Genomic DNA, 26,970 nt, shown 5'->3' with positions numbered 1-26,970 from the left:
GGATTTCCTCTCGTTCACGACGCTTGAATATTCGCGTTACAACAGGTCCGATTCGTCAACTCGGCGACGCGCTTTTCGAACAAGATCACCAGGAGCAACGTTGTGGCGGCAAGTCCAATGGTCAGACCAATCCACACGCCGTAAATTCCGTAGCCGGCCGACACGCCGAGCGCATAGGCGCTGGGCAGGCCTACGAGCCAATAGCCGATCAGCGAAATTTGAAAGGGGCCGGCAGTATCTCCCGCTCCGCGCAATATGCCGCCGCCGATATTCTGGCCCGCATCGAAAATCTGCAGCACCGCGGCTATGGTGAGCCCCGCTATGATCAGCGCCACAGTGTTTCCGTCCTGCGCCAGATCCGCGGAAATGAAGATCGAGGCGATGCGTTCCGGGACCATCATAAAGACCAGGCCGATGAGACACATCGCCAGCCCTCCGATGCCCAGACCGAGGTAGCCGAGTCGTCTCGCTCGGGAGAACTCCGTGACGCCGCATGCCTCGCTTATGTGAACCGACGCCGAATGCGATATTCCGGCGGAAATCATGAAGACGATGTAGACGATCTGGTTGATGACCGTTTGAGCAGCGAGCGCCTGCACGCCCATTGAACCGATCAGCAATGTCACCACGCTGAAAAAGCCGGCTTCCGAAGCGTATGTTCCCGCGATCGGCAATCCCATCCGCCAAACGGAAGCAATCGCCCCGGCGCTCGGCAACGACCATCTCATCCTCATATAGGTCGATAATTTTTGATCCGCGCCGATAACGCCCACGAACATCAGAAGCGACAGATAGAACACGATCGTCGTCGTCACCGCGACGCCGACAAACCCGAGCGCGGGGAAGCCGAAACGCCCATAGACGAAACCGTAGTTGAGCCCCAGTGTGAGACCGATCGAAGCGATCGTGATCATGAGAAGAGGCCCTGGCCGCTTTAGGCCGACCGTGAAGTGCCTCAGGGTCTGAAACCACAGACACGGAAGCAACCCCAGAGCCCCTATGCGCAGATAGTCCATAGCTTGCGCCACGACGACGGGGTCCTGACCGAGCCATGTGAGCGGCCAATCGAGCAGAAGAAAAACGAGAGCGAACGCGAGCCCGGCCGCGGTCGCCCAGAACAGGCCGGCCCTGAACAAATCACGGACCGCTTCTTCGTCTCCGCGGGAGTTCGCTTCCGCGACCAGATTGCTCACGCCGGTGATGAGGCCAGTCCCAGTCGTTCGGAACTGATTGAACAGAGCGATCGCGAGGCCTCCCGCGGCAACATCCTTCGCTCCGAGCGTTCCGAGCACGACGATATCGATCGTCGTCAGCGCGACATATGCGAAGTTCGTGAGGATCAACGGCCAGGACAGCAGAATGATCTGCACAGCCTCGTTCTTCCACGACGACGAAGCGCCCGTGCCTGATATCACCATAGCTTCACCCGCTCTCCGAGATTTTGCGCAAGCGCGCGGTCAGCGAGATACCGCCCCAGCGCCACATCTGTGACCACCATCCCGCTGTTGTAGGCAAAAACGACATCCCGATCGGAGCGCCGCGCCTTCGCCTCTCCGAGCAGAATGTCCGGCAGTTCGGCATCGACGGTCGGGATCTCGCCATTCGGACCGGCGAGGTCGTTACAGGTCACGAGCATCTGCGATGTGTCGGTCACGATGCGAAAGTCGGCACCATGGAATACGTCTGCATGGACTCCATATCCGAGCAGGACTGCGACCGCGCCGGGCTTCATCCATTCGAGCCGAACAAATTGCTTCGATGAAAGTCCAGCGGCGCCGATGACGATGTCCGCATCCCTGGCCGCTTCCTTCAAATCGGAGACGAATTCGACCGTTCGCCCAGGATAGTGTTTCTCGACGCTTTCGCGCGCGGCATGCAGGCCGGCTTGATGGGTTCCGAAGATCTGCAGCCGGTTCAGCCCCGGGATCGCCGCGACAAGCATCGGCAAGGCGATTTGCCCCTGAACGCCGGAGCCGACGACGAGTGCGTTCGCCGCGCTTGGCTGCGCCGCTCTTGCCATGAGAGCCGATGTCGCCGAAGTTCTGAGTGGACCGAGCTCGACCACGTCCAGCATCGCGATAGGCATGCCGGTCAGATCGTCACACAAGAAAATGAAAGAATGGAAGCGATAGGCGTTTTTGGTCCGCTCAGGATCGAATTCGTATACGACTTTGAAGCCGATCGTCTTGCTCGCGCCGTCGCAGCCGACCATCGAATATCCGAGCGACCGCTTGTCCCGTGGCTGCACGATCGTCTTCAATGGATTTTCCGAGTCGCCGGTTCGCAATGCGATGAAGGCGTTCTCGACGACCCGGATCACCTCGCAATAGTCGATTTCCAGTCGCCCAAGCGTCGCTCGAGAGAGAATCGGCAAGGCCCCGTCTGTGATTTGTCGAATGCCGTCGCTCATTTTCGCGCTCCAATCATCGTTCAAGCGATACCGTCTAGCCGCCATCGAATGCGCTCATGCTCGAATTCGAGCGCGACCTTGTGAGGCAGTTTTGCTTCGTGAAAAGGCGATTCGTTGGAGTCCATCTGATATCCCGCCGTATTGAGATAAACGATGAGGTCGCCGACGCCGATCTCTCGATCGAACCTGATCTTTCGCCACGCCAGCATATCGGACTCGAGACAAGTCGCGCCGCCGATGCAGGCCGCAAATTCTCTCCGCGGCCGCGGATGTGAGGAGATCAATATGGGGTCGGGCAGATATTCGCTGTTGAACCATTGCTCCGACAAATTGAAGCTGGAGCCCTCGACAGTGACGACCGCATACCCACTGGTTTCAGTCCTGTCCTTCACGCCTTGCACGCGGAAGGCCGTCATTCCGGCTTGATCGAGCAGGGCTCTCCCGGGCTCGACCACGAGCTTCATCTCACGTCGTCTGAATTTTTCTCCCAGAGCGATCGCGCCATCGAGGCAAAATCCGAGGATATCGGCGAACGCCTGGGCTTTAGCCCTGGCGCCGCCATAGGGGTAAAATTCACCGAAGGTTTTCGACGCATGATAGTTTCGTGGTGAGTCGAGATACTGGAATGCGTCCCAGACTTCGGGTTCGATATAGCGGACTGGGAGCCCTCCACCGATGTCGACGCTACGACATTCCCTCAGTCCCATGGCCCTCGCCCGATCGCATAGATCGATCAGTGCGCCCGCCGTTCTGGCTCGCGCGTCGATGCAATAGCCCGAGAGATGAAAGGACAGCCCCAACAGACGCACGTGGTCCGTTTCGCTCGAGCAGGTGGTGAACGCGACGTCGATTTCGGGGATGGAAAGGCCAAAACGGCTTTCGCGCTGATTGTCGGTCTGGCATCTCAGAACGATATGAATTTGCCGGCCGCATTCGCGCGCTACCGCGACCGCATGGTCGAGTTCTCCGAGACTGTCGATCGCGATCGTGCATCCGTGGCATGATGCGACATAGAGAAGCTTGCGCGTTTTGGCTGGGCCAGACACACCGATCAGATGTCCTGGAATTCCGGCTGCAAGAGCTTTTTCGAGCTCGCCGAGGCTTGCGACATCGATCCCGATTCCAGCGTCCATGCATTGTTCCGCGAAGCAGGCGGCTTTATTTGCTTTCTTGGCGAAGAGGATCGTCGTATCTACTCCAAATTGGGTCGCCACGCCTTTGAGCTCGGATATGTTTTCTGCGAAGATCTGCGGGAATACGAAGTGCAGCGGCGAACCGAGGCCATCGACGAGCTCTTTCATGAGCGTCGTGTGATGATCCAGGAGCGAGCGTGCAAATCTATGGGTGATGGCCGGCAGTCGAGGATGGAAACGACATTCCTCGGCCGAAACATCGTCGAGAACAGAAATGTTCATCGTCCTAGCTCCTTCCGCGTCAAACCGGCGCTCAGAACAGCAAGACTTCCGTCGCGAAACTCAGGCATGCGTTTGTTTTTCGACGGCGAAGGAAATCGTCTCTCGCAATCGACGCTCGAGTCGAGCGCGTCGTTTTCTGAGCCAGATGACCAGACCCGACAGTGTGAGAGCAGTCACCGCGATTCCCAGCGCGCAGACAAAGAGCCGGTACGGCAGCCCGAACACATTGGCCATGTGCAGCGCATAGAGCCAGCTCGTGATCGTGTTTCCTGCATACAGACCGGTCGGGAGAGAGAAAGCGACCAGTTCTCCTGTCGCGCCATCGGCAATCACTTCGGTCACGCCGCGCCGATCCTGGATGTCACGAGACGAGCGAAACTCGAGGCTATAGACGTTGCGGTCGCTCGAATAGCGCATCGACGTCGGCTCGAACGCCTTGGCGTCGAAGCTACGCGACTGCTCGGCAGCAAGGCGGCGCAGCACTGCCTCCGCCCCGCTCCATGATAGACGTCCATCCGAAGAAGCTCTGTTTTGGAGAGCCTCCCATGCAGGATGATAATCGAACAGACGACATGTCGCCTGGAAGTATACGGTGTCTCCGAAATTCATATAGACGCCCGACCATGCGAAGATCAGCAGAACACTCCAGAGCCACAATCCTCCGGCTCGGTGAATGTCGAATGTTATGCGATAGGCGCCGCCGCGCCATTTGACGCGCCAGGACTGTGACCAATCGCGTATAGCCGAGAGCGCGCGGCGAACGCCGCCTCCCCACATGGAGGCCGGAAACGTCAGATAGAGGCCGATGAAACAATCCAATGTCCATCCCAGAGCCACCAGGCCGAGCGCCCAACCTCCAAGACGGCCGAGCGCGAGTTCGTAGTGAAGCCGGTAGATGAAGGGCATCAGATTGACGCGCCCTTGTCTGATGTTTCCCCATTCGTAGCGGGCGAGCTCGGAGCCGGTGTAGGGATCGAGCAGCAGCGTGTCGAAATCGCGCTCTTGCGGAGATTCGGCGGTGGTGAGGGCTCGCGGCCGCATACGAATTTCGGCGCGCTCCGGCTCGCGTAGATAGACCGAAGTCGCTTCCATGTCTGGCGCGATCGCCTCGGCCCGACCGATAAGTTCCGCCATTTGGAGACGAGCAACGCCGGGACGAGGCGCGGGGTAGAGACTCGGATTGAGAAATCGATCGAGCTCAGAGTAAAAGGCGAGCAGGCTTCCGGTCAGGCCCACTATGATCAGAAAGGCCGTCATGGCCAAACCCGCCCAGCGGTGGACGAGCGCGATTGCGCTGCGAAGCCGCATCGGTCCGCTCCTTGCTTCAAATTCGACGCGTTGCCGTACGCTGGAAATCAGAATTCGATGCGAAGCGATCCCATGACGGAACGCGGCGCCGCAGGCATATTCGACCAGCGATTACGCATTATGTAGTATTTTTCGTCAGTGATATTCTCGATGTTCAAGCGCGCGGTCGTCGTCATGCCGGCGATGTCGAACTTATAGGCCGCGGCGAGGTCGACCCTGGCGTAGCCCTCATCGGAAAAGCTGTTCGCCGCGTCGCCATATCGACGACTCGCCGCATAAACGCCACCGGAGACGCTGAGGCCTCGCAGCGCTTCGCTGTCGAATGAATATTTCAGCCACACGCTGCCTTGATGGCGTGGCGCATTGGGCAACTGATTACCGACATAACCATTGTTGTCGACCGTGATTCTCGTGCCGGTGAGCGCGTAGCTCGCGATGACGTCGACGCCTTGCACGATTCGTCCCTGCAGGTCGACCTCCAGGCCGTGACTCTTCGCTTCGCCGATGGCGATGTCGACCGCTGGATTGTCCGGCGATGGCGTCGGAATATTGCGCTTGGCAAGGTCGAACAAAGCTACCGAGGCTTGCAATCCGTCGAACAGGTCCGCTTTTAATCCGATCTCATATTGTCGTGATTCTTGTGGCCTGTAGAGAGCGCTCGGCTCGTAGAGAAATGCGGGCCCGAAGGACTCCGAGTAACTCGCGAAAGCGGCGACCGAAGGCGTCAGCTTGTAAGAGACGCCGAAGCGGGGACTCCACTTGCTGTCCTCGCGCCGCTCGAAAGTGAACGGCGACCAATAGGAATAGAGCAGCTGGCGCTCCACGAGCTGATAACGCACTGCGAGCAGGAGATTGAGGCTGTCGGTGACCGTCACCTGATCTTGAATGAAAGCGCCATGCGATTGATCATTCTGGCGTACGACGAAAGCGGGCGGAATGAATTTGTATCCGGAGGCGTCGACGAACGACAGCCACGGGCGATAATTGTAAATGTCGATCGTGTCGATATATTCTTCTGTTGCGGCCGCTTGGCCTCTCATCTTCGAATATTCTCCGCCGACCCGGATATGGTGTTTCAACGGGCCGCTATCGAATTCTCCGGCCACATCGGCCCAGATGGTCTTGGTGTCATAGCGCTCCGGCCCGAACCAAGTCAGCCGATCGGCGTAGACGTCTCCGGGCTGCAGCGCGTTCGCGAAGGTATAGAACTGATGATAGTCTTTTCGGTTGCTGAACCAGAGAAATCCGGCCGCCGCCTTCCAGCGCTCGTCGAAACGATGCTCGACATTGATGTCGAACAATGTATTGCGATGGGAGTCATATAGCCCTCCCTGGCTGAGATTCCTCTCGATCGGCAAGTCCGCGAGAGTCTTGCCCACAGCCGGCAGGCCCTGATCGTAATTCAAGCGGCCATTGTCGATTTCGGCATTGAAATTGATCCGCGTCGACGGCGACGCTTGCCATCGCAACGCCGGCGCAATGAAATATCTTTTGATATCGGCGAGCTCGCGAAAACCGCCGCTCGTCAGATAAGAGCCGTCGATGCGATAGGTGAGCGCGCCGTCGGCGTCGATCGCGCCTGTCGTTCCGGCCTCTGTTCGATAATGACGATACGAACCGATGCGCTGTTCGATGTAATGGGATCGAGTCACGGATGGCTCTTTGGTGACAATATTGATGACGCCGCCAGGATCCGACATCCCATATTCCGCCGCCGACGGGCCTTTCAGGATTTCGACGCGATCGACATTGGCGGTCTGAAATCGCAAGAAGGGAACCTGCACGCCGTTGCGATAGGTCGTGAAGCTCTGCTCGAAGCCGCGAACGACGAAATGTTCGTATGCCCCACCCAAGGTGTAGACGCTCTGAATGCCGCTGACATTGCGGAGAATGTCGCCAAGGCTCTCCGCTTGTGTGTCCTTGATCATTGCAGATGGGATCACTTGCGCCGAGGCAGGCGTCTCCAAGAGCGGCAAGGCCGACTTCGAAACGGTGACATCATCTGGCGCTCGGTAGTCGCTGCGAGACTGTCCCCCAGAAGGTGACGGCCCCGCGGCCCGCCTTCTCGAAGAGTCATTTGGCGTAACGGCGCCGATTTCGATCTCGGGCAGCTGCGTCGCTCCAGAAGGAGAGGCGTCGTTCAATACGTCACGCGACTGCGCCAGAACGATCGAGACGATATTGCTGTTCGGTTCGACTTTGTAGGTGAGGCCCGTGCCTTCCAAGAGCTCCCTCAACGCCTCGTCGAGCGTTCGCTTGCCGACGACGCCGCGAGTTCTCAAATTTCGAGTGGCGCCTGCACGATAGATGAGCTGAGCGCCGCTCTCATCCGCGAGCATATTGAGCGCATCGGCGACCGAACCGGCCGGTATCTGATAGACCTGCGGGGCTATGTTCGCTCGAGCAGGAGAGACGTCGATTGCTAGCGCGGAAGCGCCCGTCAGGAACAGACCGACGGCAGTCACACTTGCCGGATTGACTCCTATGAGTGCGACTTTCCCTGTTTTCGACATTCCGCATTCTCCTCGAGCGCGAGGCCCTGTCTTGAAAGACGCGGAGGATCGAAAAACAGGAGTCGGGAAGCGCAAATATATTTTGCTGTGGCAATTATATCACAGCAGCACGATCAGATAGTCCGACAGATGCAGGGCTCTCAGGCCGAGATGGGCTTCGATGGCGCGAAGCGCTTCCATTGGTTGGTCGGTCCGAAAGACTCCCGTCACCCGCAGGTCGCGTATCGCGGGACTCGCCATGAGCACCACGCCGCGATGAAAGCGGCCCAGCGTCGCGAGCACATCTCCGAGAGGCTTGTCCTTGAAAATAAGCTTGCCGCGACGCCACGATGTGACGCGTTCGACATCCACTTCGTAAGAATCGAAGGCCGGAAATCCGGGCGCATAGGCCGTTTGGCGGCCGGCTTCGACGACCACCTTGCCGCCTTCGCCCGTCACCTCCACACGGCTCTCCGTAACCGTCACTTCCGTGCGCTCTTTGTTGATCGAAACGTCGAACGCCGTTCCGAGCGCCTTGATCTCGCCTCCGGCGGCTTCGACGACGAACGGTCGGCTCGCGTCTTTCTCGGCTTCGAACCAGGCTTCGCCTGCAAGCAATACGAGTCGCCGCTTGTCACCCGAGTAATCGAATTTCAAAGCGGAATCGGCGTTCAAATGGGCGCGCGAACCATCTGGCAGGACGACGGTTCTGAGCTCGCCTGTCCACGTCCGGACATTTGCGCTCCACCAAATCCACAGGTCTCCGGCAAAGATGGCCACGGTCGCCGCGGTCATGGCTCCGATAATCGCCGCCGAATACAAACGACGGCGCCGCATCGGCCGGCGTTTCGAGGCGACATAAGCGCGCACCGAAGATTTCGGCAACGCCTGCCATGCGCCCCAAAAATCACACGTCTCCTCCCAGGCCGCCTCGTTCCCGGGGTCGCGCGCGAGCCATGCTCGAAACGCCGCCAGCTCGGATGGAGACAAACCGCCCGCGTCGAGCCGAACCCACCAACGAATAGCGGCAGCGATCCGATCCGCCCGCTCTCTATCGTCTGGCGCGGTGTCCTCGGGCATAATTCTCCTGTTTCACATTCCGGAGGCAGAAAATCCGGTCTCAGGTCGGTCGGGCCGCTCCCTCGGCTATATTATAAGACGTGGAACGGCCCGAAAACAGGAGTCGGCTCCTGGGTCGCATGACCTATCGAAGCGCCTCCTTGAGCTTCGCGACGGCGGTCCGCAGGTGTTTCTCGACCATATTTCGTGAGATGCCGAGTCGTCGGGCGATCTCTTCCTGATGCAGATCGTCGAAGCGCCGCATCATGAAAACCTCGCGACAACGCGGCGGCAATGCGTCGAGCGCTTCGAAGAAGCGAGCCGCTGTCTGCTCCGCTTCAATTCTCGCGCCTGGAGATGGAGTAGGATCGTGGATCTCCCCGACCGCATCGTCGTCGTCGACGACGAATTTGCGTTCCGTTCGTTTCCGGCGCACGTGGTCTCGGGCGAGATTGACAGCCGTGGTGCGGAGGAGAGCCAGCGGCTCCGCGACTGTTTCACGTTCGGCGTGACGCAGGACGCGCAAAATCGCCTCCTGGGCCAAATCGGAAGCGTCGTCCGCGCCCACCTTCCGCGTCAGAAAACGCAGAGTTTCGCGCGCGTAACGTACGATCAATTCACGCAACAAATCTGATGCTTGGACGGACATAGCCGAAGTCCATGGGGGATTTCGATCGATCCGCTCTCCTCCGATTTTCAGGAAACAGAGAGAAGCCGGGGACGCGGAATGTCGAGAGTGGCTCGGAAATTCGCGCGGCTCAGAGCTGAAGACTCCAAACGCTGCGAACGTTAGACCGATAACGCTCGAAATCCGGGCGGCGCTCGGGACGACCATGACGTCTCCCATCCGCTCGCAACAGGTAATTGCTGGTTCTCAAAAAGGGCAGTACGACAACTCGCCGAGCCGTTCGCAGATGGATCGATGAGATAGAAAGCAGCAAGCCAAACGACGAAGAATGCTCCAGCGCTTTCGCGCCCGCTGCCGTGACAACAGGGTAGCGGACATTCACGGTGGTCGGATGGGCCAGGGGCGGTCCCACCGTCGGCGGCGGAGCATTGCGAAGCGTGGGTTTGCATCGCAAAACCAAAGTCCGTCCCGAACTGCGAGACGGCATAGGTCAGACCTTGCAGGGCGATTACGCATGAGACGACGATCGCAGCGATCGTGCGCTTGAAAGGCAATCGTCGCATCTCGAATTCGACCATGGTCGACACTTAATTACGATGATGAGCAAACGTCAACGGCATGGTCCTACGCCGGATCGATGCTTTGAAATTATACGGTTTCGGGTTGATCAGTGCGGGATGAAGCAACAGCCCTCACCCTGAGGAGCCCGCGGAGCGGGCGTCTCGAAGGGTCGAAGCCGCGCGCTGGATCGCCCTTCGAGGCTTTTTGCGTTCCGCAAAAAGCGCCTCAGGACGAAGGGATTGGATTGCCGGCCCGAAGCGATCGGCCGGAAACCGTATTATTTGTTTTTCCATCGAGTCGGCTACTTTGGAAAACGTCCGGATTTTGGTCGGAACGGATGCGCTCGCCAAATTGATCCGATGGCGTCTCTTCGAGACTCGCGGACAGCGTTGCCAAAACGTTCTGTTCCGCTTATCCTTCTCCTGCTGCAATTGAAACGAGCAGCGGCCGAACGGGATGTTGGAGCATCCCGCCCGGCCTGACCACAACCCAAGCTGAAGTGGAGCCTGGATCATGGCTGATTCTGAAGATAGCACGACTCCGCCTGCCGTTAGCTGGCGCGCCATTTTGAAGAGCGCCCTGCCGTCCCGCAAGAAGACGGGAAGCGCTTCGTCCGACCCCGCCTTGCAACTCTGGCGAAGCTGGCAGGCCAATCGTATGCAGGTCGTCGCGCTGACGCGCCGATGGCAGCGCATCGAGACGCATCTCGTTCATTCGGTCGGCTTCCCGGAGGTCGCGATCTGGCGTTCCGGCGAGGAGGAGCCGAAAATCGCTCATTCTGTCGACGAGATCGAGGAGTTGCTGGCGGACGAGCCGGAAATCCGGAAAGAAACGCTGATCGCGGCATTCGAGGAACATCAAAAACGATGGGATGACGCGGCGGCGGCGCTCGGCTTCGACGCCGTCGACGCGGAACTCGAAGCCGCTCTCGATAAGGAGCGCGGTTTCACGGCTTCGGTCCCGACGACGAAAGCCGCCAGCCTGCCGGGCGTCGCGGCCAAGCTCTCCATCGTCATTCAGCTCGGCGAGCCGAGCCCGAAGGACGCGGAATTTCCTTGGCCCGAACTGCGCTCGGCCCTGGCGGACCTCGCCCGGCTGGCGTCGGCGGAAGCGGCGATCTCGCCGTTGTGACGCTCGCGCTCGGGTCCGTGGTCGCTCGACTACGGACCCGGCTTCTTTCGAACGGCTGCGCGCCTTTGCGCCGGCCTCCGGCCTTTTCGAGGCGACTTCGAATCGGTCCGGGCCGGCGGTTTTGCGCCGGCGCCTTCAGCCGATGCCGAAGATGACGAGGTCGCGTCCCCATTTTCGCTCGAAGGCGTCAGGAGTTCGAGCGCCGGGATGCCGAGAGCGGCGGCGAGACTCTCGACGGCGTCGACCGTCGCCGCATAAACGCAGCGTTCGAGCGAGCTGATATAGGTGCGGTCCAGCTCCGCCCGATGTCCGAGCTCCTCCTGCGACAGGCCCTGCGCCAGCCGATATTTCCTCAGGTTGCGCGCCAGCGTCTCTCGCATTTCCATGACGAGAGCCAGCCAGCTTGAAGAGTATTTATCTACGGAGTATACTCGTCAAATTCCAGCTTCCCGCCCGAGGAAAGGAAGCGACAGCGCGGCAGAAAGCTAGAGCTGTTCGAGCATCATCGCAAACCGACCGGAAACGCGAACATGCGTGAGAAGCACCTGGGTGACGCGGTTTCATTGGCGACGATTCTGTTGAGCACACGCGAGCAGTTCGGGCGCGCGCTACGTGACGCCGCGATGGCGAGCATCGGAGAAAGATCGAAAAACGCAGGCGTCGACCAGCCGGTCATTTCCCGCTGTATCCTCGAGTCGCATGTCGACAACGCGCTTTATCTGATCGGCAGAGATGGGCTCGACGCGCTCGAGAGCACCGTCCGATATGCGGTCGACGAAATGATACGAGAGGCGTTGGCGAACATCGGAACGCGCCGAGCGGACAATTAGTCTGCGGCCGCGCCAGACGCTGCCCGTCGAACCGAGAGGCCTCACGATGAACGATCGCATTCGCGTTCCCGCTGCGAGCTAACCGACTTCGCTATCTCCGGCGCCTCATTGTGACGTCCCCGGCGTATAGGAACTGAAGTTTCCCGGCCGGCAGCACGGTTGGCGTCGATCAAATTTCAAAGAATTTTGTTTGGGAGCAATTGTTGTGGAAAGGCGAATAACTCTTACTGATATAGACCGCCCCGGAGAGGCGCTCGAAGTCGATATCATCGCGGCCGACGAAACGTCACTGACGCTGGCCGTGCCGAACACCTCCGTGCAATTTCAATTATTCCGCCATAGCCGCGGAGTTCCCTATAAAGGATCATTGGGTGGGCGAAGCTTTTGCTTCGTTCCGCTTGCTGTCGAGGCTAAAAGGACCGTCGGGAAAGGTAGAAAATAGAGAACCTTGATTGCCATGCAATCAGTCGCGGCGAGCATCACAATCCTCAATCGATCGTGCTGAGTGCAAGAAAAAAAGCCCCGGCGCCGCAAAGGCGATCACGGGTTCGGCGAGACCACGCTCGCGGCCAGATGGTCGGCGAAGCTTCGAACCTTCAGCGAGATATGGCGATTGGTCGGATAGACCGTGAATCGCAAGGTCCGGCCAATCTGTGTTCTTGGCTCACCACCGCCGAAACGCTTCTTTGTCTCCTCGGTGGCAGCCATGTAGAGCGAGAAGGCAAAGAGGCGTTTCACTTCCTGAGCGCAGCGATACTCGTGGCCAAAAACTCCGCCACCGCCTTCACCTTTGCCGATGGTCGAGGCCCCTGCGGAAACACGGCGTGTACGTCGACCGACGCCAGAGCATGATCGGGCAATAAGCGGACGAGCGCGCCGCTCTTCAACGCCGCCTCGGCGGCGACGTCAGAACTGAGCGCGACGCCGAGTCCTGCGATCGCCGACGCGATCACGCCCGGCCCCGAAAGCGTTTGCACGCGCCCACGCACTTCGACGGACGTCACAGCCGTGTTCTTCGTGAACATCCAGGCGTCTCGGCCAAATCCGCCGGGACCGAGGATGGCGTCGTGTTCGGCCAGATCAGCGGCGCGCTTGGGCGCGCCGCGCTTCTCGATGTCAAATTCGCGCTGAGCGACGAGTTGATCGCGCTCTACAAAAGCCTCGGCAACGACCTGCCGGGCTTTAACAACGATCGCGCCTGGGTGTTGCCGATGCCGCGCACGGCCGCATTCAGCGCGAGGGCGATGTCGTCCATCTTGTCGCCCGGCAGGTGACGGATCTATCCGCCGACCTCGCCAGCGTCGGCAGCCGCGACGTGAATGTCCCAGTCCCGCACGGGCGCGGCGACCAAGTCCACGACGGCGGCTCCGATCCTGACCCGCGCGACTTGCCGCCGAGAATGTTCCAGGTGCGCAATCTCGTCGACGGTGCCTACGGGCGCATCAAAGAAATCAAGGTGAAAACGCGAGATTTCCGCAGCGAGCCGCAAAACGCGGTCTCATGAAAGGAGATCGAGGCATCGGCCCGCGTCCAAGTCGTGGGCTTCGTGCATTTTTTTTGAAATAGGCATCTATATCATTCGAATATATACGTATCCTGACCTCAGCGCCGAAGGTCGCAGCGGCTCCGAAGCCCAGGAAGTCCGCCGAGCGCCGCCAGACGGCGGCACAAGCCGAGACACCGGGCTGATCGTGAACGCCCTCGCGGCAAAAATGGCCGCCCGGACTGCGTTGCTCCACCGCACGATGGCATGAGATTAAAGGATAAGGCGATGGACAAGGCAGACATGCGACGGATTTGGACGAGCATCACAATCGCTCGCATCGCTTTTCTCTGAACCGCCCCGGGTTTGCCGGAGGCCCCAACTCTTGAGAGACTGGGGTCATGGAAGCAAAGAAGACGACGAACAAATTTTCATCTGAGGTCCGCGAACGGGCGGTGCGGATGGTTCAGGAGCATCGCGGCGAATATCCGTCGGAATGGGCGGCGCTGAACTCGATCGCCTCGAAGTTCGGCTGCACCGGGGAGACGCTGCGCAGTGGGTCCGGCAAGGGGAGCGCGACGCCGGATCGCGCGCCGGTCTGACGACCGACGAAGGGGCGCGCTTAAAGGCGCTGGAGCGGGAGAACCGCGAACTCCGGCAGGCCAACGAGATTTTGCGCAAGGCGTCGGCCTATTTTGCCCAGGCGGAGCTCGACCGCCGGTCGAAGCCATGATCGCCTTCATCGACGAGAACCGCGACAGCTACGGGGTCGAGCCGATCTGCGAGGTCTTGCCGATCGCCCCGTCCAGCTATCGGACGCATGCGGCGCAGCGGCGTGATCCCTCGAAGCGCTCAGTGCGGGCGCGGCGCGACGCCGGGCTCACCGAGAAGATCCGCCGCGTTTTCGCGGAGAATTTTTCGGTCTACGGCGCCCGAAAGGTGTGGCGGCAATTGCGGCGCGAGGGCGAGGATGTCGCGCGCTGCACGGTGGAGCGGCTGATACGTCCGTGAACGGAACGGGGTAGCGGCCGAGCGTCAGAGAAAACAACATCAGCAATACGAGCACAGTGAATAGTATGAAAGGCAAGCTAGCTCCAACGCAGCCACGGCCAGCCGCTGCGCCGAAGTGTTGCAGACGCCAGTCAGAAGAAAGGGCCCTCCGGCTTTCGTTCATGCGGCCGCCTCTTCCAGACCCCACAGCTTCGGCGGCTTGAAGGACTCGCCGAGATGATAGTGCAATGTCTTCCACGGCACGTTCATTGGGTGGTCTCTGAGAAAACGGCGAATCCAGAGACGATCGACATCTGTCAGAAACGTATAAATCTTCATGCCCTCGGGATCCCCGTATGTTGCGGCCAACTCCTGAACGCTCGGGATTCTGGATAACATGGCGCGCGCCGATGTCTCGAGATCGTCGAAGATCTCGGCGAAAGGCGTCGTTTCGAGCCTATCGATGTTTGTCGCATCCAGTTCGAGACGAAGAGAAATACCGTTGAACGCTTCTTGTTCATTGCCGATGGCCGCGATCCATTCGCGCTCCGAACGCAATGTCATTCCTTTCGGGAAATGGTCCGTCACGGTTTCCGGCAGGGTCGCGCGATCGTTCTCGTCGATACGCTGATCTTCATGGTGGACGTTGTGGCCGATATGATAGGGAATGCGCGTCGAGCGCCCGGAATGCGGCGTCGGCAGGGCGTCGAACATGTCGAATGCTTCGCCGAGCAGCGGCAGGCTATCCTTTATCACGATGTGCTGATTCGTATGTTTCAAGCCCAGCCCGACGCCTGTGCGCATCGTCCGCATCATGAAATCGAAGTCGCCGCGTCGCCCGTTCCAGCGATCGTGCACGGCGCCGTGGCCGACGAATGTGCCGCTGATTCCGATCAGTCCAGCCTCCTGAAGCTCCGACAGCCAACGGCGCATTTCGTCGTCGCCGCGCATTTTCAATCCGCCGAGGGATATCCAGTTGAATTCGGCGTCATGGATACGCCGAGTCCATCGCTGGATCGTCTCGAACGTGTCGACGTCGAAATTATAGGATGGCCAGAAGCCGCCCTGCACATGAATGTCCGACCGTTCCGCCTTGGCCCAGTCCCGGAACCGTTCCGTAAAAGCAAGGTAGCGACGAACATCGAGGTACGCCCCGCGGTCGCCGATCGAGCAATAGCGGCAGATGTGCGCGCAAGGCAAGGCATTGGCCTCGATAGATAACGACCTGACAGGTCCGACGAAACGGCTCATCTCTCATCTCCTCGGCGTCAGGGGCTTACGTGAAATCGCGCATATCCGAGCGAGTCGGCGTTGGCTTCGACGTAGAGTGCGGCGTCGATCTCCGCATCGCTGAGACTGTGGTCGTACGCTTCTCTGTAGGCCGCTCGATAGGCTTGGCGGGTCATGTTCGGCAGCTCGGGGTACAATATCTCGGCGAGCCAAGTGAGAAGGAGCGTATGCTCGACGGGCACGTTGATCGGCGCGATGCGGGGCATGAAATAAACGCGTTTTTCACGGACCGCGCGGAGCGCCCGCCATGTCGAGCTCTGATAGATGGAAGCGAGATCGTCAGTGTCAGCGCGTCCCGGGACCAGGATGATATCGGGGTCGTAGATCAGGATTTGCTCGGGGCCGACGAGTCCGTTGAAGAGCAAATCGCGCGCCGGATTGGCGGCGCCGAGCTTTTCGAGCAGAGCGTTGACGGGATAGCCGCGCCGGGCCATCCATGACGTAACGCCGTCGCGCGGACTCATGGGTAGCGCGGTCTGCGGCCTGCCGGAGGGCAGCTTCGCCTGCAGCGTCTCCTGTTGTTCCTCTGCCTGCCGCCATAGGGCGGTCGTCCGAGCCTCGCGAGCAAGGAACCGGCCGATCAAGTCCCAGAGCCGTTTCGTGTCTCCTCCTTCGAGCTCGATCAATCCTGGATATCCGACTTGGCGTAAAGCTTCGGACTGGCCTCGCCACGCGAAAAGCACATCCGGCTCGAAGAGCATCACGAGCTCGGGGTCGGGTATCGCGCCACTCGAGCCGAGAAGCGGCAAGGTCTGGAGCCGGGGAAAGATGGTCCCGAGAAGCGTTCGCGTCTCGGTCGCCTGAACGAATTTCGAAACTGCGCTCACTGTCTGCGCGCCGCCGGCGGCCATAGTATAGAGCGTCAACACCGGCGCGAGAACGGCGACGTTGTTTGGCCGAGCTCGCACTGCCACAGCGTGTCCGTTCATGTCAAAGATCGAGGCTGGGATCGGCGCTGCGATCTTCACCCGCGGCGGTAACAAACCTGTGCTCATGACGAACAGGCTGAACGCGATGAACGGGTATGCGTTGAATGGGCGCATCATACGATTTCCGTTTGATACGGATTCCGGCCCATCGTTCTCGCGGCGCCGGCCACCCCTTCTCCCTTGGGGAGTGGGGCGCGCCATGGGCCTTATTCAAATCGACCGGCCGAAAATGGAATCACTTGCTCATGTATCGCCTCATCCCGTCAGAACTTGATCTGCGCCGAGAACGCGACTGTGCGCGGCGCTCCCACGCCGAGTGGATTGATCCAATAGGCGTTGTTGGCGAGGTTCGTGACGTTGAGCCTGAACACCGCTTCCTGGGTCCAGGGAAGGATGCTCGTGTAGCGGAGGCCGATGTCCTCTGTCACATAGCCGGGAATAAAGACCGAGTTTATGGCATCCCCGGGCTGCTTACCGACGTAATAGACACCGCCGGTAAGCGTGAGCCCAGGCGCGAAGGGAAGGTCATATTCGGCAGTGAGCTTCGCCATTCGGCTCGAAACATACAAAGGCATTTTACCAATCAATGCTGGATTTGCCTGCTGGCTCTTCACTTTTGGATCAATCAGAGTCACGCCTCCAAAAATCCTAAGCCCTTCCCGGATATTGCCCACAGCCGTCAGTTCGACGCCCTTATGAACTTGACGGCCGTCCTGGACGTAGGTCGATGTGCCATTGTTATTGTTGACTGCGTACTGCAGCGCTTTGTCGATTTGAAACAGCGCTGCCGTCAGCAGCATACCGCCAATATCGGCCTTCGCACCGAGCTCATATTCTCTGCTCACAAAAGGAGGAAGAATTTCCCCGCCGTTTGTATATGTGATCGCTCCTGTTGAGGGTATAATTTGGCCTTGCTCGAGGGACTCGCTGCGGGTGAGGTAGGTTGAAAGCCATGGAACCGGCTTGAAAATGAGTGACAGACTAGGCGTGAACTTTCCTTTATCATAAGCCCCGCTCAGGATGAAAGGCGGCGTCGCGTTGTAGTTCTTTTGGATAATCTGCGCATAGTTTACCCCAACCAATGCTGAAATATGTTCGTTAATACGTATATCATCTCCTATAACAAAATTATTTTGACCAGCTATATTTGATGTATACCAAGATCCCGTATAGCTTAAGCTACTTTGCAGATTTGGTTGCTGGCTATATATCGGACCTGTAAGATAATTAAGATTATTTACGGTGTATCTCTGACTTGAGTAGGCTTGCGAGTATGACTGGATGCTGCTTCCGTAATAGCCGGCTGTTAATTTGTGGTCAAAAAGCCAAGTATGGAAATGCGCATCCAGGAACGCGTAACCCGTAGAAGTCTGGTAACGCTGCGCGCCATTTCTAAATACGCCCTGGTTATAGAATCCCGCATCACTTCCTGCTCCCAGCGTATTAAAAGAATTTACGTAGCTTGGTCGATAAACGTCTGTGAAATAGTAGGCAAATCGAGCTGATAATACGTCGTTTAACTTCGAATCAAGGCTGGCCCCGATCCTATGCACCTCATAAGGCATTGAGGTATAAGGTTGTGAATAAAGGGAGGAGGGATTAGGCACCCAGTTAAAATGAAACTGACTCGCTCCACGAGAATCAGTATTTTGTTGCCATAGACCATTGAGAGAATGAAGGTCCCAATATTGATGGCTTCCAATCACGCCGAGTGTCGTGTCAGGCGTAATATGCCAATCCAATGCGAGGGTGACCAGCTGCTTGTCTAGGCTCTGATCTTTGAGCGGAGTGTCGCCATGTTGCGCCACCACATTCAGTCGGTAGCCGAAGCGCCCCTCCTTGTCGATTGGTCCTCCGAAATCTCCGTGGACGAACCCTTGTAGATGACCATAGTCGCCGATCGAGATACTCGCCAACGGCGTCGGAGTGGGCCGCTTGTACACATAGTTGACAATCCCGCCGACTTGCGTCGGCCCAAAGAGAAAACCTGTCAATCCGGTGAATATTTCGACTCTCTCTTTATCTTGGAGAGTGACCGGATAATTGGCATAAGAACGCGTCCCATCCTCTGCGTTATAAGCTGGCCCGAATCCCCGTAGTATGATTGCCGGGCTTCCTGACCGGTTGATACCGGCAGGCGTAGAAAGTTGGACGACGGGGCTGATCTTGAACACATCTTCTTGTCTCGACGCCAAGATGTTTTCCATGAGTGGCGATGACACGACGTTGACAGAATAAGGCACGTCGAGAAGCGGCTTTTTCCCGAACGGCCCGAAATTGGTCGCCGTTTCGGGCTTGTAGCCCGCCGCCTCGCTGCCTTCCTTCGCTTTCGCCTTGTCCCTGGAAGCTCGTTCGCGACTGTCGGTCACGCTGATGTCCGGCACCGGCGTCACATCCTGAGCGCGTCGCGCCTGCTGCGCGCGCGCCACCGAATAGGAGGCGACGAGCGTGAGAGTCGATGCGCCGGCGAGGAGAGCGATCAGGCCGAGCGGCTTTTTCCAGATATCGGAACGATCGGTCATTTGTCTCAGGTCCTTCATCACATGCGGAAGCGCCCATCGAAAATCGAGGCGATCCTTGTCGTTTTCGGCGCGCAAAAGCGCCCTCGGCGCGCGGACGAGCCGCGACGCGTGACAAAATCGGCGGTCGACAATGAAAAGGTCAGACGGCGATGTTCATCCGCCGCCCTCGCGCCAGGGCGCTTCGACGACTCTGCACCAGGGCGCATTGACGAGACGATCGAGCTCCGCCGCGAACAGCGCAAAGCCGTCATAGCCCCAATAATGATTGGGGGGGCCACGATCGCAGAGGAGCGATCGCCGAAACACCTGCTGGCCGCGCTTCAGCCATTCCCATTCGTCACGCTCTCGATGCAGGACGAGATCGGGTTTCGCTTCGGCGACGAGCGCATCGATCGCCTGTTCGGAGGGGTGGTCGCGATCGCAAATTCGGCGTGGCGTCCTCCAGCGGCCGAGAGGACCGGGCCATCCGTCGGCATTGCCGATGCGCAGGCCCAGCAGCCGATAGGGCTCGAGCTGCTCGTCCGACATTTCGTGAAAATGGATGACGAGCCTGCCCTCGAGCCGTGGCCGGTATTTCGCGATGACGGATTCTGTCTGCGCGCGACCGCGCGCGATGACGGCCTCGGCTCGCGCCTTCACGCTGTCGTCGAAATGCGTCGCAACCGCGCGCAACGACGCCTCCGTCGAAGAGGGGCCGGCGAAGCAAGTCCATTGGACCGGCACGCCATACCAGCTCTCGAGCTTTCGGGCCGCTCCGGTCGCGAGGTGACGCAGCGGCACGTCGAGGACCGACGCGAAGCCGATCGACAATTTGCACCGCTGGACGAGGGCCATTTCCGAGATCGACGATTCGAGGAGCTGATGAACGACATTGAGGCCGATGTCGGAGAGCAGCTTTCTGACGATCCAGGCGAGCCCGTTGACCGGACGCATATAGGTCAGCGCCACGTCATAGGCCGTCGAGCCGAGGGCGCCGACGTGCTCGGCCGCGAGCCTGTTGGCGGTCTTCTCCTGGAGGTCGAGCGCCAGATTCGTCGAATGATGGCTTTCGCAGGACAAAGCAAAAATGAACTGTCCTGTCTCGTCGCGTTTCGCCTGTGTCACCGCCTGTATGCTGTGTTCGACCAGTCCGATGGGTTCCTCGTTCAAGACGACGGCGCCGCGCGCGAGGGGAAAGAGTTCCGCCAGCTCGTCGAGCGCTCGCCCCAGCTTCGCGCCGCCGCCATCGGCCATAAGTTCGTCGCGGTCGACGTCGGTCGAGAAATGAAGCTGTGAGAAGCTTTCGATTCCCTGGATGCGGTCAGGCAGAATTTCTCGCGTGCTCTGAGTGAAGACTCCGCAGCCGACCGGGCCGTGCGCGATGGATGCCGTATCGGCATTCGTCCCCCAACCAGAATTGCTGACATATTCGAACAGCCCGTCGAAGCGCACGAGCTTGCCAGCGGATGGAAACCGCCGCTCGATCTGCTGCTCGGCGGCATCCGCCCTGATCGGCTTCAAAGGCTTCGGGCGCGGGGTGCGGTCTTTCGGTTTACGGCCGGTCGGGCCCTTCTTGTAAGGCGTTGTCGAATCGGGAGCCGGCATGGGCTGTGGGACAGCTTCTGGAACCGCAGGCACCCCGACCGTGCCTTTAGCGCGCCCCGAGCGCCAATGGATCTTGTCCGCCTGCAGAAAGGGATTGTTCTTGCGATCGGCCATACGCCCCTCGACATTTATCAGAGCTACATAACGGTATACATGAGAAAGGCTTAGTCAAGCGACAATTCATTTGTATGTAAAGGTACATAATTTGTTATCTTTCAGACAATTCGGCCCGCTAGAGCGGTTTCCGATCCGATCGGAGCGGAAAGCGCTCTAGCTATTGGATCGTGGCAATTGTCATCGTCCCCGGCTCACTGCCGGCGAACGGACCCGCATCCCGCCGTATCGTCAAAGAACACACATGGAGCTCGGTTCCGCGCTACTAACTTGAAGAAGCGCCTGATTATGCGAGAATGTTCCGTATCGCAGCGACACGGCCGAACGCATCGCAACGGCTCTCGCATGACGATGTCGCGCCGAGCGCCCGTTTGTCGCGAAATCTTGCCGAACTTCGAGCAGTCATGATGCGAATGCAGTGGCGGAGATGGACGTCGAAGTCGTGGTTGATCTCAAAATGGGTCTACCGACTCCATGAGCTGGAGCTTTCGGGCGATCCGTCCGACGAGGTCTGGTATTTCGCTTACGGCTCGAACATGCACGCGGATGTCTTTCTCGTCCGTCGTGGGATGCGGCCGTTGGAATGGCGCGCCGGGCGCCTCGCCGGCTATCGGCTGCGATTCAATCTCGACGGGAGACCGAAGGGAAAAGCAGCGCCGGCGAATATTTCACGCGACGAGAATTCCGAGGTGTGGGGCGTCCTCTACAAGATCACCAGGAAAGACATGCTTCGCCTGGACGCGAGCGAAGGGACGCCGGGCGGAAGATACCGCCCGAGCTGGCTGTCCGTGGAAATCGGCGACGGCGGCGCGGTGACGGCGATGACCTATGTCGCCCGAGGCAATGCCGAGGATGGCCGGCCCTCGTCGCGCTATTTGTCCCTGCTTCGGGAAGGAGCGCGGGCTCGCGGTTTGCCGGACGCCTGGGTGAGATTTCTCGAGAACGTCAGCTCGGCGGGCTGAACCGATCGTCCAATTCGCTCGACGGATGGGTACGAACCTCGTCCTCACGACGGTTGCATGCCGGCCGGCGCCGGCGCATTTTGATCGTCGATCCGCTTCTGGAGGCTTCATGGCTCGACGAGCGGGCAGCGCCGATCTGCCTCTTCACAACGGCCGGGTTCCCGCATGGCTCGGCCGGCGCATGGCGAGCCTCGGCGCGGTGATCGCCGAAGCGATCGCACATCATTACGGCCGCGACGAATTGCTGCGTCGTCTCGCCCATCCTTTCTGGTTCCAGTCCTTCGGCGCCGTCATGGGAATGGACTGGCATTCCTCGGGCGTCACCACCAGCGTGATCGGCGCGCTCAAACGTGGTCTCGCGCCGCTCTCGGGCGAACTCGGCGTCCATGTCTGCGGCGGCCGCGGCCGGCATTCCCTCCAGACGCCGGTGGAATTGACGGCCATCGGCGAGCGCGTCGGCTTCGATGGAGACGCACTCGCGCAGGCCAGCCGGCTGGTCGCCAAAATCGACAGCGCCGCCGTGCAGGACGGTTTCGATCTCTATCTGCATGGCTTCATCGTGACGGACGACGGCAAATGGGTCGTCGTTCAGCAGGGCATGAACGGCGAGACGCGATTCGCCCGCCGCTATCATTGGCTCTCGGAAGGGCTGAAGGACTTCGTCGAGGCGCCGCACACGGCGATCGACGGCGAAAACCAGGGCGAGATCGTCAATCTGACCGACCGCAGGGCGCAGACGTCGCGTCTGCGTCAACTCGATCTTCTGCGCGATCTCGGGCCGGACGGGATCGTTCGCGAGACGGCCGCGATCGAGGGGAAAACCGACGCTCCGTCCGCGCAGCCCTTGCTTCCGCATCTCGTCATGCCCGCCCATCACGACGTGCGCCCGAAGGATGTGATGCTGCGCCGGCTGCATGGCGCGCTCGCGGCCGCGGCGGATCGCGGACCGAAAGACTTCGCTGATCTGCTGCTCGCGCCGGGCGTCGGCGCCCGCACGGTTCGGTCGCTCGCCATGGTGGCGGAGGTTGTGCATGGCGCCCCTTGCCGCTTCGCCGATCCGGCGCGCTTCTCGCTCGCTCACGGCGGCAAGGACCGGCATCCCTTTCCGGTTCCGCTCGATGTATACGACAAGACGATCGACGTCCTGAAGAGCGCGGTCGCAAGGGCCAAGCTCGGAAACGAGGACAGGCTTGAGGCGCTTCGACGGCTCGACGAGCAGGCGAGGCGCATCGAACCGAGCGTCACGGGTCCGTCGCTGCCGGAATTCGTCGCGCAGGAGATGCGGCGCTCGCATGAATACGCCGGCCGGAGCGTGTTCGGATTCGAGCCGGCTCCCGCCGGCGACACTGATCGGCCTGCGGCCGGGCGGCGGACCGAAGCGGTCCGCAAGGGAACACGAGCCGCGAATCGAAATAGAATTTGAACGCGTGGGTCACGGTCGATGCAGATTCAACGGCGCGGCGTCTTGTCATTCGGATTGGCCGCCGCCCGCGCAGCGATCGGCGGCCACGCGTGGCGCCTGTTCTCCACGGAAATCGCGCGAGCGCGCTCGCGCGTCAGCACGGGCAGCGCTGTCTTCGAAGGCCGTTTCGGCGCAATGGAATATGCGACCGCGGGCTTTGGGCCGCCTTGCCTCGTGATTCATGGAACGGGCGGGGGATTCGGCCAGGGGCTCGCATTCGCCGCGCCCTTGGCGAGCGCCGGATGGACGGTCATCGCGCCGTCGCGTTTCGGATATCTACGCTCGGCTTTTCCGGAAACGCCGTCGTCGGAGAATCAGGCGGACGCCTTCGTCGATCTCCTGGACGAACTCGGCGTCGCCCGTTGTCCCGTGATCGGAGGGTCGGCCGGAGCATTGTCAGCCTTGCAGTTCGCCATCCGGCATCCGGATCGTTGCAGCGCCCTCGCGGCGATCGTTCCCGCGGCCTATGCGCCGGACCATCCTCCGGCGCGGCCCCCCAATGCGCTCGCCCGGGCGATCATCGAGCATGGCCTCAGGTCCGAATTCCTCTTCTGGCTCGGGCAGGTAGTAGCCGAGGACGCAATGATCGGCGCGCTTCTCGCGACCGATCCGGTCCTCGTGCATTCCATCACACCCGAGGAGCAGGCGCGCGTCCGGTCCATCCTTCGGGATATTCAGCCGATCGGCTCGAGGGTGAAAGGCCTGCTGAACGACGGAATCCTCGCGGGCGATCCGACGCCGATGGAGCTCAGGCGGATCGTCGCGCCGACCTTCGTCGCCTCGCTGGAGGACGACCGCTTCGAAACGGCCCCCGCGGCGCGGCACATAGCGAGCAGCGTCTCGGGCGCCGAACTCGTCATCTATTCCGCGGGCGGGCATGTCTGGGTCGGCCGAAATGACGATTTGTTCGCCCGCATCGACGCTTTTCTGCGGAAGGCTGATCCGGCCACGTCCGCGGCGGCGGCTCCCCGTCGATCGGAAGGCGCGCCATGACAGCCGTTTCCAGAGCCGAAATTCACGGCCATGTCGCGGAGGGCTTCGAGCCTGTCCGCGACGCGTTTCTCGAGAATTTCTCCCGCAGGCGAGAGCTCGGCGCAGCCTGCTGCATTTACCGCCAGGGAGAAAAGGTGGTCGACCTCTGGGGCGGGATTCGCGACAAGGCGACCGGCGAACCCTGGGAGGAGGACACGATGGTGATCGTGCACTCCGCGACCAAGGGCCTCGCCACGATGACGCTCGCGCTCGCGCATTCCCGAGGTTGGCTCGATTACGAAGAGCGTGTGTGCGCCTACTGGCCGGAGTTCGCCCAGCACGGCAAGGAGAAGATCACTGTCCGGCACCTCCTGGCGCATCAAGCCGGTCTGTTCGCGTTCGACGAGCCGGTCGATCGGCAGATTGTCGCCGATCTCGATCGATTGGCGCTCGTTCTCGCCCGCCAGACGCCAGCCTGGAAGCCAGGAGAACGGCAGGCCTATCACGCCATCAGTCTCGGCTTCTATGAAGGCGAATTGTTGCGCCGGATCGATCCGCTCCACCGCAGCCTCGGGCAATTCTTCCAGGACGAGATCGCCGCGCCGCTCGGGCTCGAACTGTATATTCGTTTGCCCGAGGCGATTCCCAATTCTCGGCTCGCCATCCTGGAAAGCCCGAGCGTTCTCGAGCGGCTCCGCGGTTTTCCGATCCGGTTGAGCTTGGCGACGCTCTACCCTCGCTCGAACATCTACCGGGCGCTCGTCACCAACCCGGGAGCAACGATCTGCCTGGACGAGGAGCGCATCTATGCGCGCGACCTCGAAGTTCCTTCGGGCGGAGGCGTCGGGACGGCGCGGGCAATCGCGCGCGCCTATGGAGCTTTCGCGACCGGAGGGAGAGAATTGCAGCTGCGCCCCGAGACCCTACGACTGCTGATGGCGCCGCCGATCGCGCCCGAGCACGGCTTTTTCGACGAGTGCCTCGGGGGTGAGATTTATTTCTCGCTCGGCTTCGCCAAGCCCGGCCCGACCGCGCCGTTCGGCCATCCGGGCTCCTTCGGACATCCCGGAGCGGGCGGCTCCTTTGGTTTCGCCGATCCGCGAGCCGGGATCGGATACGCCTATGTCACCAATCGCATGGGCGCGTCCTTACCGTTCGATCCACGAGACGCAGCGCTCAGAACGGCGATGCCCTCGCTCGGCTGAAATCGATCCGCGAATCCGCGCCAGGATGCTCCGATTTTCCGGCACATGACGCAGCCATCATGACGTCCGGCAGAGCGGGCCCGGCGCCCGAGTCCGAATTGATGTGCGTCTCGGGCGCGCTTCTGGCCTTTCGGGCCAGCAGCGCGTTACGTGAAGTCCCCGCTCTGAGACTCTCTGTATCTCGACGCCACCGGCATCGACGCAGAGCTGTGTTACGTGAAGTCCCCGCTCTGAGACTCTCTGTATCAGCGAAGGCGTGATTTTACCCAGGGGAATCGGGTGAAGGATTTTCAGGCTGCGACGAGGCTTGCGAGGAATTCGTCGTCCCAGGCGGCGGTCATTCGCTCGAGGCGCTGGGAGTCTTTTCCGGGCGCTTTGCGGATCAGATTATTGGCCATGTGCTCGAGCGTGGTGAAATTTGCCGGGGCGTTTTCGGTTCGCACGCGGCATTCGTCGTCGCGGAAGACCATGTCCAGGACCCAGCGCAGGCTGTTCTCGATCGCCCAGTGATCGCGGATCATCGGGCCGGCCAGAGCGGCGGCGAGCGTCGACGAGGTAATGTAGAACCTCGTTTCCTGCGTGCTCTCGCCGTCGATCTCACGCCGGCTCTCGACCATGACCACGCCTTCGAGGACCACGCCTTCGAGCCTCGGCCAATCGTGTCTCTCTTTCAGCCAACCGATGTCGTGGAACGCCGTATAGCGACGCGTCTCGATGCGGCCATGCTCGCCGTCGAGCGTCTCGTGGCGGCTGACCGTGGCGTCCCCGAATCCATTGGCTTTCTGCTCGGCGGCGAACAGCTTTACGTCTTCATGGAGCGTTCCCTGATTGCCTTTGAGCGCAATGATGTAATCGGCCTTCTTGTCCTTGATCTTCTTGGCGATGGCGTGCTGGCAGCCCATCGCGTCGATGGTCACGACGGCGCCTTCGATCGCCATCATGTCCAAGAGCGCGGGAATGGCGACGATCTCGTTGGATTTTTCCGCCACGGCGACCTGCCCCAGGACCAGACGCTGGCTGGCGGCGAAAGCGGAGACCATGTGGATCGGCTGCTTGGAGCTCTTCTTCGCCCCGGACCGGCGCGAGGTCTTGCCGTCGATGGCGATGACATCGGCGGGCGCCTTGGTCAGCGCGGCGGTCCAGGCGACAAAGCAGCGCTGGAACGCCTCGGCGTCGAGCGTGGCGAAGATGTCGCCGAGGTGATCATGCGCCGGCGCGCCGTTTTTGAAAGGCCGGAAGCGACGCAAAAGATCGAGCTTCTTCTCGCCGAACCGCGCGATGTCGGTGAAGGCCTCCGCCCCGGCCAGCACGGCGAGCAGGCACAAGAGCAAGATCTCGTCGAGCGGATACATCACCTTGCCGGGCTGCCGTTCGTCCGGCATGTCGTTGAAATAGTGCAGGAGCACCGTCGTCTCGGCCAAAGCCGCGCAATCCGACCCGCTCTCGTCCATCGACCTGACCTCCTGCCCGAACCACAGGAGGTCGACTGATTCAGCACGAAAGCGATCTGTCACCTACTTCTTCACCCGATCGCCCTGTGATTTTACCGCCATCGTCTTGACGCATATGACTCGGCTGCTCACATTCAAAAACCTCGTATCTTTGTGAACGAGGCGAGTCTTC

General features: G+C 60.3%; 21 protein-coding genes, 2 pseudogenes and 1 other annotated feature. Of the genes and pseudogenes, 7 read left to right on the top strand and 16 right to left on the bottom strand.

All coding sequences use genetic code 11. The features are described from left to right. Positions 1-14: 14 nt before the first annotated feature. From AC6IW9_RS11005 to AC6IW9_RS10970, 8 genes and pseudogenes are all read right to left on the bottom strand, one after another. Positions 15-1,418, bottom strand: coding sequence for an MATE family efflux transporter (locus tag AC6IW9_RS11005; protein ID WP_497763808.1), 1,404 nt, complete (start codon positions 1,416-1,418; stop codon positions 15-17). Beyond that, on the bottom strand, positions 1,412-2,410 hold the full coding sequence (locus AC6IW9_RS11000) for a hypothetical protein (protein ID WP_497763807.1): 999 nt from the start codon (positions 2,408-2,410) through the stop codon (positions 1,412-1,414). The genes AC6IW9_RS11005 and AC6IW9_RS11000 overlap by 7 nt, the downstream gene beginning before the upstream one ends. Positions 2,411-2,430: 20 nt before the next feature. Beyond that, entirely contained in the window at positions 2,431-3,825 is a 1,395-nt protein-coding gene (locus tag AC6IW9_RS10995; RefSeq protein WP_497763806.1) for an alanine racemase, read from the bottom strand. Between the two features lie 60 nt (positions 3,826-3,885). Next, positions 3,886-5,133, bottom strand: coding sequence for a PepSY-associated TM helix domain-containing protein (locus tag AC6IW9_RS10990; protein ID WP_497763805.1), 1,248 nt, complete (start codon positions 5,131-5,133; stop codon positions 3,886-3,888). Between the two features lie 47 nt (positions 5,134-5,180). Then, entirely contained in the window at positions 5,181-7,646 is a 2,466-nt protein-coding gene (locus tag AC6IW9_RS10985) for a TonB-dependent siderophore receptor (protein ID WP_497763804.1), read from the bottom strand. Between the two features lie 99 nt (positions 7,647-7,745). Beyond that, on the bottom strand, positions 7,746-8,420 hold the full coding sequence (locus AC6IW9_RS10980; protein ID WP_497772497.1) for a FecR family protein: 675 nt from the start codon (positions 8,418-8,420) through the stop codon (positions 7,746-7,748). Between the two features lie 123 nt (positions 8,421-8,543). Further along, positions 8,544-8,705: pseudogene (locus AC6IW9_RS10975) on the bottom strand (FecR/PupR family sigma factor regulator); the annotation flags it as partial. A gap of 124 nt (positions 8,706-8,829) precedes the next feature. Continuing rightward, a complete protein-coding gene (locus tag AC6IW9_RS10970; RefSeq protein ID WP_497763803.1) occupies positions 8,830-9,333 on the bottom strand; it encodes an RNA polymerase sigma factor in 504 nt (167 codons plus the stop codon). A 1,053-nt stretch (positions 9,334-10,386) separates the two neighbouring features. Between AC6IW9_RS10970 and AC6IW9_RS10965 the strand changes: the two genes are divergently transcribed. Continuing rightward, the gene (locus AC6IW9_RS10965; protein WP_497763802.1) at positions 10,387-11,004 is read left to right on the top strand and encodes a hypothetical protein; all 618 of its coding nucleotides are present in this window, start codon (positions 10,387-10,389) and stop codon (positions 11,002-11,004) included. A gap of 29 nt (positions 11,005-11,033) precedes the next feature. On the opposite strand, the gene AC6IW9_RS10960 is transcribed toward AC6IW9_RS10965, so the two are convergent. The 3 genes from AC6IW9_RS10960 to AC6IW9_RS10950 all read right to left on the bottom strand — a co-directional run bounded on the left by AC6IW9_RS10960 (position 11,034) and on the right by AC6IW9_RS10950 (position 12,949). Continuing rightward, positions 11,034-11,384: a helix-turn-helix transcriptional regulator gene (locus AC6IW9_RS10960; RefSeq protein ID WP_497772496.1), complete on the bottom strand. Its 351-nt coding sequence runs from the start codon at positions 11,382-11,384 to the stop codon at positions 11,034-11,036. 990 nt (positions 11,385-12,374) lie between these two features. Beyond that, complete coding sequence (locus AC6IW9_RS10955; protein WP_497763801.1) at positions 12,375-12,572, bottom strand: hypothetical protein; 198 nt, start codon at positions 12,570-12,572, stop codon at positions 12,375-12,377. Then, complete coding sequence (locus tag AC6IW9_RS10950; protein ID WP_497772495.1) at positions 12,569-12,949, bottom strand: LysR substrate-binding domain-containing protein; 381 nt, start codon at positions 12,947-12,949, stop codon at positions 12,569-12,571. The genes AC6IW9_RS10955 and AC6IW9_RS10950 overlap by 4 nt, the downstream gene beginning before the upstream one ends. Between AC6IW9_RS10950 and AC6IW9_RS10945 the strand changes: the two genes are divergently transcribed. Both AC6IW9_RS10945 and AC6IW9_RS10940 read left to right on the top strand, forming a co-directional pair. After that, positions 12,902-13,108 carry a hypothetical protein gene (locus AC6IW9_RS10945; protein ID WP_497763800.1) on the top strand — a complete coding sequence of 69 codons (207 nt, stop codon included), beginning with the start codon at positions 12,902-12,904 and terminating at the stop codon, positions 13,106-13,108. The genes AC6IW9_RS10950 and AC6IW9_RS10945 overlap by 48 nt on opposite strands. A gap of 610 nt (positions 13,109-13,718) precedes the next feature. Further along, a pseudogene (locus AC6IW9_RS10940) lies at positions 13,719-14,322 on the top strand (IS3 family transposase); the annotation flags it as partial. Further along, positions 14,005-14,121: a sequence feature (AL1L pseudoknot), on the top strand. (Overlaps the previous pseudogene by 117 nt.) Positions 14,323-14,487: 165 nt before the next feature. Here the strand turns inward: AC6IW9_RS10940 and AC6IW9_RS10935 are convergent. The 4 genes from AC6IW9_RS10935 to AC6IW9_RS10920 all read right to left on the bottom strand — a co-directional run bounded on the left by AC6IW9_RS10935 (position 14,488) and on the right by AC6IW9_RS10920 (position 20,746). After that, positions 14,488-15,558 (bottom strand): radical SAM family protein, encoded by a 1,071-nt coding sequence (locus AC6IW9_RS10935; protein ID WP_497763799.1) that lies wholly within the window; start codon positions 15,556-15,558, stop codon positions 14,488-14,490. A 17-nt stretch (positions 15,559-15,575) separates the two neighbouring features. Continuing rightward, positions 15,576-16,643 (bottom strand): ABC transporter substrate-binding protein, encoded by a 1,068-nt coding sequence (locus AC6IW9_RS10930; protein ID WP_497763798.1) that lies wholly within the window; start codon positions 16,641-16,643, stop codon positions 15,576-15,578. A gap of 146 nt (positions 16,644-16,789) precedes the next feature. Next, positions 16,790-19,048, bottom strand: coding sequence for a TonB-dependent receptor (locus tag AC6IW9_RS10925; RefSeq protein WP_497763797.1), 2,259 nt, complete (start codon positions 19,046-19,048; stop codon positions 16,790-16,792). 153 nt (positions 19,049-19,201) lie between these two features. Beyond that, positions 19,202-20,746 carry a nitrogenase component 1 gene (locus AC6IW9_RS10920; RefSeq protein WP_497763796.1) on the bottom strand — a complete coding sequence of 515 codons (1,545 nt, stop codon included), beginning with the start codon at positions 20,744-20,746 and terminating at the stop codon, positions 19,202-19,204. Positions 20,747-21,192: 446 nt separating this feature from the next. On the opposite strand from AC6IW9_RS10920, the gene AC6IW9_RS10915 reads away from it, so the two are divergent. The 4 genes from AC6IW9_RS10915 to AC6IW9_RS10900 all read left to right on the top strand — a co-directional run bounded on the left by AC6IW9_RS10915 (position 21,193) and on the right by AC6IW9_RS10900 (position 25,347). After that, positions 21,193-21,708 carry a gamma-glutamylcyclotransferase family protein gene (locus AC6IW9_RS10915; protein WP_497763795.1) on the top strand — a complete coding sequence of 172 codons (516 nt, stop codon included), beginning with the start codon at positions 21,193-21,195 and terminating at the stop codon, positions 21,706-21,708. A 109-nt stretch (positions 21,709-21,817) separates the two neighbouring features. Further along, entirely contained in the window at positions 21,818-23,131 is a 1,314-nt protein-coding gene (locus AC6IW9_RS10910; RefSeq protein ID WP_497763794.1) for a DUF763 domain-containing protein, read from the top strand. A 42-nt stretch (positions 23,132-23,173) separates the two neighbouring features. Further along, positions 23,174-24,163 (top strand): alpha/beta fold hydrolase, encoded by a 990-nt coding sequence (locus AC6IW9_RS10905; protein WP_497763793.1) that lies wholly within the window; start codon positions 23,174-23,176, stop codon positions 24,161-24,163. Beyond that, complete coding sequence (locus AC6IW9_RS10900) at positions 24,160-25,347, top strand: serine hydrolase domain-containing protein (protein WP_497763792.1); 1,188 nt, start codon at positions 24,160-24,162, stop codon at positions 25,345-25,347. The genes AC6IW9_RS10905 and AC6IW9_RS10900 overlap by 4 nt, the downstream gene beginning before the upstream one ends. A 290-nt stretch (positions 25,348-25,637) precedes the next feature. Here AC6IW9_RS10900 and AC6IW9_RS10895 read toward each other — a convergent pair whose 3' ends face one another. Then, complete coding sequence (locus AC6IW9_RS10895) at positions 25,638-26,798, bottom strand: ISAs1 family transposase (RefSeq protein WP_497763791.1); 1,161 nt, start codon at positions 26,796-26,798, stop codon at positions 25,638-25,640. Positions 26,799-26,970 lie beyond the last annotated feature (172 nt).

The sequence above is a fragment of the Methylosinus sp. shoA genome, from assembly GCF_059718125.1.
Note: the sequence above shows the minus strand (reverse complement) of the source record. Positions and strands in the feature narration are given on the sequence as shown.

Coding starts and splice junctions, on each gene's coding strand:
- AC6IW9_RS11005 (WP_497763808.1), bottom strand. CDS start 1,418: ATGGTGATATCAGGCACGGGCGCTTCGTCGTCGTGGAAGAACGAGGCT.
- AC6IW9_RS10960 (WP_497772496.1), bottom strand. CDS start 11,384: ATGCGAGAGACGCTGGCGCGCAACCTGAGGAAATATCGGCTGGCGCAG.
- AC6IW9_RS11000 (WP_497763807.1), bottom strand. CDS start 2,410: ATGAGCGACGGCATTCGACAAATCACAGACGGGGCCTTGCCGATTCTC.
- AC6IW9_RS10930 (WP_497763798.1), bottom strand. CDS start 16,643: ATGATGCGCCCATTCAACGCATACCCGTTCATCGCGTTCAGCCTGTTC.
- AC6IW9_RS10895 (WP_497763791.1), bottom strand. CDS start 26,798: ATGGACGAGAGCGGGTCGGATTGCGCGGCTTTGGCCGAGACGACGGTG.
- AC6IW9_RS10995 (WP_497763806.1), bottom strand. CDS start 3,825: ATGAACATTTCTGTTCTCGACGATGTTTCGGCCGAGGAATGTCGTTTC.
- AC6IW9_RS10980 (WP_497772497.1), bottom strand. CDS start 8,420: ATGACCGCGGCGACCGTGGCCATCTTTGCCGGAGACCTGTGGATTTGG.
- AC6IW9_RS10965 (WP_497763802.1), top strand. CDS start 10,387: ATGGCTGATTCTGAAGATAGCACGACTCCGCCTGCCGTTAGCTGGCGC.
- AC6IW9_RS10925 (WP_497763797.1), bottom strand. CDS start 19,048: ATGACCGATCGTTCCGATATCTGGAAAAAGCCGCTCGGCCTGATCGCT.
- AC6IW9_RS10935 (WP_497763799.1), bottom strand. CDS start 15,558: ATGAGCCGTTTCGTCGGACCTGTCAGGTCGTTATCTATCGAGGCCAAT.
- AC6IW9_RS10970 (WP_497763803.1), bottom strand. CDS start 9,333: ATGTCCGTCCAAGCATCAGATTTGTTGCGTGAATTGATCGTACGTTAC.
- AC6IW9_RS10990 (WP_497763805.1), bottom strand. CDS start 5,133: ATGCGGCTTCGCAGCGCAATCGCGCTCGTCCACCGCTGGGCGGGTTTG.
- AC6IW9_RS10900 (WP_497763792.1), top strand. CDS start 24,160: ATGACAGCCGTTTCCAGAGCCGAAATTCACGGCCATGTCGCGGAGGGC.
- AC6IW9_RS10920 (WP_497763796.1), bottom strand. CDS start 20,746: ATGGCCGATCGCAAGAACAATCCCTTTCTGCAGGCGGACAAGATCCAT.
- AC6IW9_RS10985 (WP_497763804.1), bottom strand. CDS start 7,646: ATGTCGAAAACAGGGAAAGTCGCACTCATAGGAGTCAATCCGGCAAGT.
- AC6IW9_RS10910 (WP_497763794.1), top strand. CDS start 21,818: ATGGCTCGACGAGCGGGCAGCGCCGATCTGCCTCTTCACAACGGCCGG.